This window comes from Cryobacterium sp. (assembly GCF_025463825.1).
GTDB lineage: Bacteria > Actinomycetota > Actinomycetes > Actinomycetales > Microbacteriaceae > Cryobacterium.
Genome location: NZ_JAODBG010000060.1, coordinates 1 through 11,671 on the forward strand (window position 1 = coordinate 1; position 11,671 = coordinate 11,671).

An 11,671-nucleotide genomic window follows, 5' to 3' on the forward strand; every position below is an offset into this window, starting at 1 on the left:
CGGCCGCGGTGCCGCTGGCGCGCCGGGCGCCCTCGGCGAGCCAGGCGCGCGGGTCCCGCATCCCGGCGACCACGGTTTCGCCCGCCGCCGTGAGGGCAGCCACCACGGCCTGCCCCACGGTGCCGGAGGCGCCGGTGACCAGGATGCCGCGTCGGGTCTGGTCGGTCATTCCCCTACGTTAGCGCGCTCCCCAGCCGCGAAAGCGGCCAACGGCAGCTCGGGCCCGGGGTTGTCGGGGCGGCGGCGGGCGCACACAATGGGGACGTGAGTCGCAAACGGGTGATCGTCAACGGGATGGTTCAGGGCGTCGGGTTTCGGTATTACACCGAAGCGCAGGCCAGCACCCTCGGGGTGGGAGGCTTCGTGCGCAACCGGTCGGACGGGGCGGTGGAGGCCGAGATCGAGGGTGATGACGCCGCCGTCGAGCGGATGCTGGCCTGGCTGCACACGGGACCGCGTTCGGCGAAGGTGCAGTCGGTGCAGGTGACCGACCTGGCCGAACACGGCGAGGCGAGCTTCAGCATCCGCCTCTGACCTGCACCTCCGAGCGCGGGCGCCGGCCGCCGAGCGGGCGCTGCGGGCTTGCGGTGGATCGCACCCCGAGCTGCCTGGCGTACCGTGGGAGTATGGGCGCGCAGGCATCCGGTCCCGACCGGACTGGACCGACGGTGCGCGAAGCCTCCCGACCGCGGGTGGAATCTCAGGCGCGTGAGCCGTTGCGCGCGCGCGGACGCTTCACGCTGCGGGACGGGTACGGCGTCGGGCGCCTGCTGCTCGCGGCGGCCGGCATCGTCGGGCTCATCGGCAACTACGAGTATGTGCTGCTGTTCCCCGCCTTCTCGGCGTACAACGTGTTCACCTATTTCACGGTGCAGAGCGCCATCGCGGGGGTGGTGGCGTTCGTGCTCGGGGCGATCGTCGCGTTCCGGCGAGAGCGGGATCCGCAGTGGCTGGATGTGTTCCGGGCCTTGGTGACCACCTACATCCTGGTCTCCGGCATCGTGTTCCTCACCATCGTCATCCAGTCCTCGTCCCGGGACTACACGATCGACGTGCCCTGGCCGAGCCAGGTGCTGCACTTCTACATCCCGTCGATCGCCCTGCTGGACTGGCTCACCGACACCGGCAAGGCCCGGCTGTCCTGGCGCTTCCTGCCCTGGATCCTCCCCTACCCGCTCGCGTGGGGCATCTTCACGCTGGTCCGCGGGTCGATGGTGGGCTGGTACCCGTACTTCTTCCTCGATCCGGCGCAGGTCAGCGGACCACTCGAGACCGCCCTGTACTGCCTGGTGGCGGTGGTCCTGTTCCTGGGCATCGCCGCGCTGCTGGTCGCGACGTCCCGGCTGAGCTGGCGACCGCAGTCGCGCGGCGCCGGCGGCTCGGTGCCGAACTGAGCGGATGCGGCGGTCGGCCGGCCCGGCCGGCGGTTCGGCCCGGTTACTCCACGGGCACGAAGGTGTACTGGCTGGTGAGGTGCTCGGACTCGCAGGTGCCGCAGTAGAGCACGCCGGAGGCCTGCATGGCCGAGACCCGGGGCGAGCACTGGATAACTTTGGGCCCGCAGCACGGTGAGATCACCATGAATGCGCCCGGCTCGGTGGCCGCGTGGCCGCTGAGGCTGCGGTGATGGTGGCTGCCCTCACAGGGCAGGTTGGCATCAAAATCGAGGAGTGATACGGAATCGAGATTTGTCAGGATGTACATGGTTCACACGGTCAATCAGGAGAGAAATTGGCCGCGGTTCAACTGGGACAGCGGGATCGCGACCACACCCGGAGGCCGACGGCGGAGGAACTGTACCCCGACTGGACTCCGTCGGCACGACCGGTCAGGCAACGTCTGGATCGACCCCGAAGGGTGTCCCTGAGTTGGGCGGCCCCGTCACCGCCTAGACGCTTCGAAGAAGTTACACCGGGTTTCTGAATTTTGCTCGTTAATCCGTTGCGGTGCGAACCCCACCCCGGATCTTGGCCGCGGACGGCGCGGTCAGGGCGCGGGGGTGGCGGTGGCGAGCACCGCGAATGGCTCCAGGCTGCGCAGGGCGGCGTCGGTGACCGCGGTGTCGTCCACCGCCGCCAGGGCCAGGGCGTGCTCGCCGCTGACGAAGCCCACCAGAATCGGCTCGTTGGTCAGCGGCATCATGTTCACCCAGACCCGGAAGTCGAGGGTGTCGTCGCCGACGGTGGTCCACAGCACCGCCTCGGTGTCCCAGAACGGTTCGTCGAAGCGCAGCCAGACCTTGTCGAGCGTGCCCATGCCCAGGGCAGCGATCGCGCCGCGATGGGCGAACGGCAAGGCCGGTACGAACTCGATCACATCACCCTGCAGCACGCCCAGCGGCACCGTCACGATGGCGCGGTCGACGGTGAGTGACTCCCCCGTGCCCAGGCGCAGGCTCACGGATGTCTCGGTGTACCCGATCCGGGTGACCACGCTGGAGTAGAGCACCTCGAGGTCCGTCGCGACATCGTCGACCAGGGTGCTGTAGCCGCCGAGGACGATGCGGGTGTCGTCGGCGACCGTTGTGGCCGGCTCCGGGGCGTACCAGCTGGACATCTCGTCGGTCGGCGCACCGGTCTCCAGCGTGGTGGCGGTGGCGAGCTGGTAGTCCAGCCAGTCGGCGTCCGAGACGCCGGCGTCGCCATCCGTCATCGAGAGCTCGGCCGACCCAGTGGCGACGAGCGCCTTGGCCAGGGCGGTGTCCTGCGCCTGCTCCGCGGCCCAGGCCAGCGCCTCGGTCACGGCGTCGGTGCCGACCGTGGAGACCTCGGTGACGGCGCCGGCCGGGGTGCGCACCTCGGGCACGGGTAGGAACTCGGTGTGCGAGACCTCGAGTCCGGTGAGCTCCTCGTCGAGGGAGTTCGTGCTGGCGGAGACGATGAATGACGGGCCGAGCTCGACGGGGATCGGCCAGGAGTCGTTCGCGACGGTCTCGATGCGGCCGCCCAGCCGGTCGCGGGCCTCGATCACCATGACGGTGAAGCCGTCGTCGGCGAGCTGGCGTGCGGCGGCGAGGCCGGCGATGCCGGCGCCGATCACGGCGATCTGCTCCCCGGGCTCGGCGAGGTCTACCAACGCCCTTGCGGCCCGCTGCCCGGAGCCGCGGGCGCCCTGCACGGTGCCGGGGGCGTCGGCCGAGACCGCCTCGCCGGCCAGGAAGAGCCGGTCAAGGATGGGTTCGGCGAGGTCCTCACGCTGCTGCGGCGTCGAGGAGACCGCGGCGAAACTGTAGGAGCCGCGGGCGAACGGGTCCTCGGACCAGGAACTGCGGAGCATGCCGGCCGGCTGCGGCACCAGGGACGGCGCGGGCGTGCTGGTCGGGGTGGGCGTGCCCGTCGGGGTGGGGGCCTCGGGCACGCAGCTGCTGAGCGCGAGCACGGACAACCCGGAGAGGGAGCCGATCAGGAAAGTCCGACGTTTCATTGCTGCACTCGCGTCAGGTGACGCACTCCTCTCGGCCCCTCGAAGTGGTACCACTCACGCTACCTCAGCGCGCGGCCACCGGCTCCCGGGCGCAACTGTTGCCCGTGCGGACATGTGCACCCGGTGTGCCGGGTCCAATTGTCCGTATCGGCAACAGTTAGGCGGATGCGGCTCAGGCGGCAGAGCCGGCGGCCGGCGGCTCCAGGAACCCGTCGTCGAGCAGCGCGCGCACCCGCGGCAGCAGCTCGGCGCGGAGGGCGTCCGCGTCGGCGCCCAGCAGCTGGGCGATCGCGTCGATGATGGCGCCCACCGGCAGTTCCCCGTCGCAGGCGCCGATCAGCGCGGCCTGGGCGGTGTCCAGCGGCACCGACCGGCCGAAGCCGCCGCCCTGGTGCAGGGTCATCAGGGTCGGGTCCTCCTGGCCGGGCCAGAAGTGCCGTTCCTCGGTGACGTCGGAGGCCACGGTGAGCGTGGCGCGGGCCAGGGCCGCGTCATCCAGCCCGGCGTGCCAGTCGTGCGCGGTCAGGCAGTCGGCGAGGTGGCTGCCGATCCCGGCGGCGTTGTGGCCGAGCGCCTCCGGCAGGCGCTCAAGGCGCAGCAGCCGCGCGCGCGGCGGGGCCGGACGGCGGCCACGGGCATCCGTCGGGCTGCGGCGCAGCAGCATGTAGCCGAAGCCGACCTGGCTCACCCCGCGGGCCTCGAAGTCGTCGAGCCAGGCGCCGTAGAGCCGGTCGAAGTCGGGGGTGTCCGGGCGGGTGCCGCCGTCGCGGATCCAGGTTTCGGCGTACCCGGTGGGCGGCTGCACCTCCCGCTCGATGATCCAGGCGTCCAGCGGGGCGTCGTCGGCGGCCGCCGGGCGCTCGAGCCAGCCGGTGAGCCGGTCGAAGGCGTCGGCGTCGTCGTGGTACTCCCAGTTGCCCAGCAGCTGGGCGACACCGCCGTCGGTGAGGTGCTCGGCGGCGCCGCGCACCACGGCCTCCACCAGGGCGTCGCCGAGCAGGCCGCCGTCGCGGTACTCGTAGCTGGGCACGCCCTCGACCCGCGGGGTGATCACGAAGGGCGGGTTGGAGATGATGTGGTCGAAGCGTTCTCCCACCACGGGGTCGAACAGGCTGCCGAGCCGGAACTCGATGTTGTCGACGCCGTTGAGGCGGGCGTTGAGCGCGGCGAGCTCGAGGGCGCGGGCGGAGATGTCCGTGGCGACCACCCTGCGGGCGTGCCGGGCCGCGTGCAGGGCCTGGATGCCGCAGCCGGTGCCGAGGTCCAGGGCGTTGTCGACCGGGTTGGGGATCATCAGGGCGCTGAGGGTGAGGGATGCACCGCCGACGCCGAGCACGTGGTTCTCGCCGAGCGGATGCCCCAGCGCCAGCTCGCCGAGGTCGGACGTGATCCACCAGCTGCCGGCGCCGTGCGCGTCGACGAAGCTGTACGGGCGCAGGTCGACGAGCGGATGCACCTGGGCCGGCCCCGCTGGCGGCGTCGGGTCCTCCTCCGTGCCACCGTGCGCCTGGTGGGAGCCGAGCAGGCCGAGCTGCTCGGCGCCGGCCACGCCGAGGGTGGGCAGGGCCGCGTCGATCTCGGCCCGCGCCACGGGGAGCCCGAGCACGAACAGCTGGGCGAGGGCCACATTGGGCTCGGGCACGGTGAGGGTGGCGCGCAGCCGGGTGAGCGCCCGCAGGGCCGGCACCCGCTGGTTGCGGTGCAGCGCGGCATCCGCTTCGATGCCCCACAGCCCGGTCAGGGCCGTCACCGAGAAGTTGGCGGCGGCGAGGTCGGCGCGGAGCAGGTCGATCAGGGGTGCGGTCACCCTCCCATTCAACTGCACCGGGAGCGCAACTCGCGAAAGCGGCCCCGTGGTCACCTCAGCGGTGCCGAGGTAGCCACACGACCGCTTTCGCGGTACGTCAGAGCCAGCGCATCGTGAAGGCGCGGGCGAGCAGGCCGTTCAGGGGCGGCATGGCCAGGATGCGCACGAGCGCGTTGCGCAGCTGCAGCCGCGTGCCCTGCGCCGGGCGGCCCATCGCCATGTTGAAGCCGGCCTGCCGGGCGGCGCGGCGGGCACTGCGGCGGCGCACTCGGTCGTAGTCGCCGAGGGTGGCCCGAGCCTCGATCGGCAGGGCGAGCGCGTGCTTGAGCGCCGGCGCGAGCGCCAGGGCGTCAAGCCAGCCGAGGTTCATGCCCTGGCCGCCGATCGGGCTGATCTCGTGCGCCGCGTCGCCCACCAGCAGCACCCGGCCGTTCACCATCGCCGTCGCGAGGCGTTGCCGCACCGAGAACGAGCTCGGCAGGGCGTCCGACGGCGGCAGTTGCACGCCGGTGCGGGCGTGGATGAGCGCGCTCAACTTCTCGATCGGCGCATCCGTCATCAGGCTGGGGGTCATGGCCACCCAGCGCCGTCGGCCGCTGGGCAGCGGGAACGATTCGACGACTCCGCCCGCCTCGAAGAACAGCACCGCCTCGCTGCCGTGCTCGCCGCTGTCCGGATAGTCGGCCATCAGGTAGCTGCCGCCGCCGCCGACCGGGCGGGACGCGATCCCGGCGGCCTCGCGCAGGTGCCCGCGCGCGCCGTCCGCCACCACCACGTACCGGGCGATCCCGAGCAGCTCCCCACCGCCTGGCCGGGCCGGGTCCGGGGACTCCGCCAGCACGTTCACGTGGTCGCCCCGGTCCTGCAGGGTGCCCACCAGCACGCCGGAGCGCAGCCCCTCCGGCTTCAGCTGCCGGAAGCGCGCCCGCAGCACGGCCTCGGTCTCGTACTGCGGCAACGCCACCACGAACGGGAACCGGCCGGCCATCCGCGTGAACGAGAGTCGCCCGAGGGTGCGACCGCCGCAGCGCACGCTGCCCGCGTCGATACGCACCGCCCGCGCCAACACTTCGTCGGCCACGCCCACCTGGCGCAGCACCCGCATCGACGGCGGGTGGATGCCGATCGCCCGCGCCTGCATCGACGGCTTGGTGCGCCGTTCGAGCACCTGCACGTCCAGCCCATGCTCGGCGAGCAGGCAGGCCAGCACGATGCCGACCGGGCCACCGCCCACCACGATCACGTCACGCACGTGCCGCCTCGTCCGGTCCGTCCGGGAGGGCGGCAACCACGGCGCCCGGCGCGTCCCACCGGAGCACCAGTCGGTACGGGCGCTCGCGGTGCACTGTCCAGCCGGGCGGCGCCGCAGCCGCCAGCTCCGGGTAGGTAAAGCTGCGCCGGATCGAGGTGAGCCCGTCGGCGCAGATGTAGGACCCGCGGAAGAACGGCCAGGTGCCCAGTCCGAACGCCGCGTAAGCCAGCGGGTTCCGTTCGATGTCGCCGTGCAGTACCAGGCCGCGGCTGAGCCGTTCGGAGTCGGCCAACAGGGCGCCGAGGTCGGCGGCGGCGAGGTGGTGCAGCACGTGGTTGGAGAGCACCGTGTCGTAGCGCTCCCCCGCGGCCACCAGGTCGCCGCTGTGCGCCCGGCGGAAGCGCAGCCCGGGCAGCGGCGGCTGGTCGATGGCGAAGTCGTGGGCGCGGGTATCCGGGTCGATCGCCGTGACCGTCAGGCGCAGGCCGTCGCGGGCCGCCCAGCGGGCCAGCGACCGGGCCACGTCGCCGCCGCCGGAGCCGATGTCCAGCAGCGCGTGCGGGCGGGTCGCGCTCAGCCGCGGCCGGATGTCGCGGCGATAGCTGTGCCGCAGGCCGGACACGACGGCGTTGACCAGCCGGAAGTCCGCGTAGGTGCGGCGCAACCTCTCGGGGTCGCAGGAAGGATCATCCATGATCTCGACGGCGTCGACGGCCCGTTCCCGAAGCGTTGGGAGCACCGCCTCAGCCGCGCGTCACGGTCATCAAGCCGGATTCGACGGTGAGGCCGGGGCCGAACGCCATCGCGCAGACCCGGTCGCCGTCGGCGGTGGACTCACCGTCGAGGATGGCTTTCATCACGAACAGGATGGTGGCGCTGGACATGTTGCCGTTGGTGCGCAACGTCTCCCTGGACGGCACCAGTTGCGCCTCGGTCAGCCCGAGCTTCGCTTCGGTCTTGTCCAGGATGCTCCGCCCGCCGGGGTGGATCGCCCAGTGCGCGATCGCGGTGCTGAGCGGCGACCCGGGCGCGGGTGCCGTGAGCACCCGGCCGCCCGCGGCTGCCCCGGTCGCGCCGGCGTCGTCGGCGCCGGCCGTCACGGCGCCGGCCTCGGCCAGGACGCCGTCGGCGAGGGCCAGGGTGAGGCGCTCGTCGCGACCGAACAGCGGAGCAAGGGCCGACTCGATGTGCTCGTCGATGATGTGCGGCACATAGGAACTCAGGATCATCTCGAAGCCCTCATCGCCGATCTTCCAGGCCATGTCGCTCTCGCCGACGGGGGTGATCACGGTCTCGAAGTGGTCGAGCACCAGGGCCGCCTCGCCGGGCTCAGGGGTGCGGGAACTCACGATGCCGGCGGCCGCGCCATCCGAGAACAACGACGAGGCCACGATGGTGTCGGGGTCGCTCGAGGTGCGCAGGTGCAGCGAGCACAGTTCGGCGCTCACCACGAGCACCACGGCGTTCGGGTCAGCCTCCACGAACTGCTTGGCCGTGCGCAGCGCCGGCATGGCCGCGTAGCAGCCCATGAAGCCGAGGTGGTAGCGCTGGGTGGACGGCGCCAGCCCCAGTGCCCGCACCAGCATGTAGTCGGGACCCGGAGCGTAGAAACCGGTGCACGAGACCGTGACGACGTGGGTGATGTCGGCCGGGTCGAGGCCAGGGCAGGCGGCGAGGGCGCGCCGGCCGGCCTCCACGAACAGCTTGGTGGCCTGTTCGATGTAGAGCTCGTTGCGCACCCGGGTGCCGGGCACCAGGAGCCGCCGGCTGGCCGCATCGAAGAACTGCGGGTCGGTGGCCGTGGAGTCGAGGGTGAGCTCGTCGATCACGGTGTGGCGGGTGTCGATGCCGGACAGGTTGAACGACGCGGTCACCAGCCGTTGCGCCAGCCGGCTCAAGCCCGGCTGCGCGGCGAAGATGTCCCGTACTTGCTCCTGCACAAGGACGGTGGGCGGTACAACAGTCTGGAGCGCTCTCAGCGTGACGGCCATGCCCCAGTGTGACACGCGGAACGGCGTGGGCACACCCCCCGTCGAGTCGGTGGCCGAACCGGTTACGGGAGGCTGTCGAAGAGATGGGTGGCGGTGATGGCGAGCACGAAGCCGACCGCGACGATCGCCGTGATGGCACCGAGGTAGGCCAGCGGTGCCGCCGAGCTCCCGAACGCGCCGGTCGCGCCGATGCCCACCGCGACGGCGGTCACGACCGCCGCCACCACGGCGATCCAGGTCTGCAACCGCAATCCCACCCGCGCCGGGGCGGGCGTTCGCGCGGCCCGTTGGCGCCCGCCGGAGCGGGTGAGCACCGCGCCCCCGACGCATCCCCAGAACGACACCACGAGCAGCGCAGCGATCACATCGCTGGGCCGGTGCCACAGGCTGACCAGGGTGGAAACCCCGGCCGCGACCGCGACCGCCGCGCCGATCGTGCCCGCCAGCCAGCGGGTGTGCGGGCTGGCCACGAGGAACACCATGAGGGCGGATGCCGCCGCCACCGTCGTATGCCCGGACGGGAATGAGTTGGAGACATAGCCGTCCACGCCGAGGTCGGGACGGGTGAGGACCACCCTCTTGAGTAGCTGCGTGGTGACCACGGCCGCCATTGCACCGGCGACCGCCACGATCAGGGCGAACCAGGCCCGGCGGACGACGGCGATGACGACGCTCACGATGGCGCCGACGGCCACCAACACGGAGGGAATCAGGTCGAGCAGGCGCTGCGTGACGGCCATCCCGGTGGTGCCGTTTTCGGCACCGTTGAACGCCAGCTGGTCGATGGCCTGGCCCGTTTCGTCGCGCACGAAGTAGGCGTACAGGGCCCCGAAGGCGAGCGCGCAAAGCACAGCGGCGCCGATGTAGCGGGTGGGCGTGAGGCGGGAAAACGAGTGCACCCTCTACTTTCCCACGCCAGCATGGGTGAACCGTGAAAAGGGGGGGATGCGACGCGGAAGACGGCGGCTGAAGCTGGCCCGTTTTGTGCCTTGACATCGTCGAGCCGAGGCGTAGCGTCAGAATATGTTTGGCAGGAAAGCACGCCGGGAACGTCCCGAACGCGATCGGGCGGCTGATCGCTCGTTCGACCGCGGCGGCTACCCGGGGCTCGAGGGCGATTTCGAATCCGAGCGGCGCCGAGCCGCGTCGGCCAGTCACGAGTCCGGCGCCCCCTATGAGCACGGCGAGGGTGAGACCCCCGTCCTGCCGGCGGCCACCCCTGGCCTCACGCATCCCTGACCATCCCCGCGAAAAGCGCGTCCGGCCGGCCCCACCACTGCTGCTGGCGGCGCTCTTCGCTGACCGCGAACGGGGTCGAAACCGAGTTGCGAGCGGTGCCCAGGTGCGCGAAAATACTAACAGTTGAGTCGTAGCGACTCAGGTTTGACAACTCGGCCGAACCGAGTGGTCCGCGCCGAACGAGCGACGAAAGCGAGCTGATCATGGCAATGAACTACGACCCCTTCCGCGAACTCGACCGCATCGCCGGCGCGTTGATGGACGTGCGCGGCCCGCGCCTGATGCCGATGGACCTTTACCGGTCCGGTGATGTGTACGTCCTCAACGCCGACATGCCCGGCATCGACCCGGGTTCTGTCGACATCGACGTGGACGGCCAGTTGCTCACCATCCGGGGCGAACGCACCCTGGCCAACCACGACAACGTGAAGTGGCTCACCCGGGAACGCACCGCAGGATCATTCCTGCGCCAGCTGAACCTGGGCCAAGGCATCGACCTCGACAACATCAGCGCCACCTACGCCAACGGGGTGCTGTCCGTGACCATCCCGGTCACCGAGGCCGCCAAGCCCCGCAGGATCGAGGTGAGCACCGAAGCGCAGCAGGAGACGCTGACGGTGAAGGAAGGCGAAAAACACCTGGAGAAGTAAGACGTTCGACTCACGCGGCGCCGGCAGGGCTCGGGGAGAATTATTCTCCGGGTCCTGCCTTTTCGCGTGTTGTACACGCTATGTTCATAATTTTCTGATCGACTGGTTTTGTAGCATCCGCAGCGTAATCCCCGTAAAGTGCATTAGTACCAAACGAATGGAAGCTCCGTGAGCATTCGAACGGCCGAATATTCCAGGCCGGATTATTTCCTTCTCCACCTCAGCGACACCCACCTGCTTGCCGACGGCAACCGTCTGTACGGCACCGTGGACAGCGCTCAGCACGTCGAACGGTTGATCCGTGACGTCGAGGCGTCCGGCGGCAGGCCCGACGCCATCGTCATCACCGGCGACCTCGCCGACAAGGGTGAGCCGGATGCGTACGCGCGATTGCGCAGCATCGTCGAACCTGCAGCCGAGCGGATGGGCGCCAAGCTGCTCTGGGTAATGGGCAACCACGACAACCGGGCGAACTTCCGCACCGAACTGCTCGGCCAGAAGGCGAGCCTGGAGCCGATCGACCACGTCGATTACGTCGGCGGGCTGCGCATCATCACCTTCGACACCACGGTGCCCGGCAGCCACCACGGCGAGATCTCCGACCGGCAGCTCGAGTGGCTCAGCGATCAGCTCAGCTTCCCGGCCCCGGACGGCACCATCCTCGCCATGCACCACCCGCCGGTGCCGAGCATGCTCGACCTGTCGGTCGCCGTGGAGCTGCGCGACCAGGCCAGTCTGGCGCAGGTGCTGCGAGGTACGGATGTGCGCAGCATCCTGGCCGGCCACCTGCACTACTCCTCGACGGCGACCTTCGCCGGCATCCCGGTGTCGGTGGCGTCGGCCACCTGCTACACCCAGGACCTCAACGTGCCGGTCGGCGGCACCCGTGGCCGGGACGGCGCGCGGGCGTTCAACCTCGTGCACGTGTACTCCGACACGGTGCTGCACTCGGTCGTGCCCCTGGGCGAATTCGAGGCGCTTGACTACATCGACGCCACCGAAAGCGCCCGACGATTGAGCGCTTCCGGCATCGAGATCATGCCTGCTGGTTCTCTCCCCGCGTACCGAGAGCCGCCAATGACCAGGCCGATCCCGGTTCTGCGATAACGTCACCGTTCATCAGGTGTGAGCCGGTGCCGAGGGCGCTCTCGATGAGAGTGTCCTCGCCGTGCTGGCTTTCCGCGATGACGCTCTCGCGCTCCCAGGGTGCCACGATCGGGAAATAGCGCTCGAGGAAGTCGGTGACGGCCTCGGTGCGCACCTCGTCGCTGATCTCGGGGAAGCTGCCGTCGTTGAGGCAGAACATGTC

The 11,671-nt window shown here is 70.6% G+C and carries 13 protein-coding genes; 4 read left to right on the forward strand and 9 right to left on the reverse strand.

Annotated elements, in window-relative coordinates; genetic code table 11:
• On the reverse strand, positions 1–169 hold a 169-nt coding region (locus JWP54_RS17700), incomplete at its 3' end, for an NmrA family NAD(P)-binding protein (protein ID WP_367274194.1).
• Positions 170–264: 95 nt separating this feature from the next.
• Here JWP54_RS17700 and JWP54_RS07780 point away from each other — a divergent pair.
• Positions 265–534 (forward strand): acylphosphatase, encoded by a 270-nt coding sequence (locus JWP54_RS07780; protein ID WP_297369912.1) that lies wholly within the window; start codon positions 265–267, stop codon positions 532–534.
• A gap of 158 nt (positions 535–692) precedes the next feature.
• Positions 693–1,394, forward strand: coding sequence for a Pr6Pr family membrane protein (locus tag JWP54_RS07785; RefSeq protein ID WP_297369915.1), 702 nt, complete (start codon positions 693–695; stop codon positions 1,392–1,394).
• 43 nt (positions 1,395–1,437) lie between these two features.
• Here JWP54_RS07785 and JWP54_RS07790 read toward each other — a convergent pair whose 3' ends face one another.
• The 7 genes from JWP54_RS07790 to JWP54_RS07820 form a co-directional block, all read right to left on the reverse strand.
• Positions 1,438–1,704 (reverse strand): hypothetical protein, encoded by a 267-nt coding sequence (locus JWP54_RS07790; protein WP_297369917.1) that lies wholly within the window; start codon positions 1,702–1,704, stop codon positions 1,438–1,440.
• Positions 1,705–1,986: 282 nt separating this feature from the next.
• Positions 1,987–3,423 (reverse strand): flavin monoamine oxidase family protein, encoded by a 1,437-nt coding sequence (locus JWP54_RS07795; RefSeq protein WP_297369919.1) that lies wholly within the window; start codon positions 3,421–3,423, stop codon positions 1,987–1,989.
• Between the two features lie 172 nt (positions 3,424–3,595).
• A complete protein-coding gene (locus tag JWP54_RS07800) occupies positions 3,596–5,230 on the reverse strand; it encodes a methyltransferase (RefSeq protein ID WP_297369921.1) in 1,635 nt (544 codons plus the stop codon).
• A 97-nt stretch (positions 5,231–5,327) separates the two neighbouring features.
• Positions 5,328–6,482, reverse strand: coding sequence for an NAD(P)/FAD-dependent oxidoreductase (locus JWP54_RS07805; RefSeq protein WP_297369924.1), 1,155 nt, complete (start codon positions 6,480–6,482; stop codon positions 5,328–5,330).
• Positions 6,475–7,221 (reverse strand): class I SAM-dependent methyltransferase, encoded by a 747-nt coding sequence (locus JWP54_RS07810; RefSeq protein ID WP_297369926.1) that lies wholly within the window; start codon positions 7,219–7,221, stop codon positions 6,475–6,477. The genes JWP54_RS07805 and JWP54_RS07810 overlap by 8 nt, the downstream gene beginning before the upstream one ends.
• 4 nt (positions 7,222–7,225) lie before the next feature.
• Positions 7,226–8,473, reverse strand: coding sequence for a type III polyketide synthase (locus JWP54_RS07815; protein WP_297369928.1), 1,248 nt, complete (start codon positions 8,471–8,473; stop codon positions 7,226–7,228).
• Positions 8,474–8,535: 62 nt separating this feature from the next.
• Positions 8,536–9,372, reverse strand: coding sequence for a phosphatase PAP2 family protein (locus tag JWP54_RS07820; protein ID WP_297369931.1), 837 nt, complete (start codon positions 9,370–9,372; stop codon positions 8,536–8,538).
• 543 nt (positions 9,373–9,915) lie between these two features.
• On the opposite strand from JWP54_RS07820, the gene JWP54_RS07825 reads away from it, so the two are divergent.
• Together JWP54_RS07825 and JWP54_RS07830 are read left to right on the forward strand one after the other, a co-directional pair.
• Positions 9,916–10,362 (forward strand): Hsp20/alpha crystallin family protein, encoded by a 447-nt coding sequence (locus tag JWP54_RS07825; RefSeq protein WP_297369934.1) that lies wholly within the window; start codon positions 9,916–9,918, stop codon positions 10,360–10,362.
• Between the two features lie 168 nt (positions 10,363–10,530).
• Complete coding sequence (locus tag JWP54_RS07830; protein ID WP_297369936.1) at positions 10,531–11,469, forward strand: phosphodiesterase; 939 nt, start codon at positions 10,531–10,533, stop codon at positions 11,467–11,469.
• Here JWP54_RS07830 and JWP54_RS07835 read toward each other — a convergent pair.
• Positions 11,399–11,671: hypothetical protein (locus tag JWP54_RS07835; protein ID WP_297369938.1), on the reverse strand; the 273-nt coding region annotated here is incomplete at its 5' end. The genes JWP54_RS07830 and JWP54_RS07835 overlap by 71 nt on opposite strands.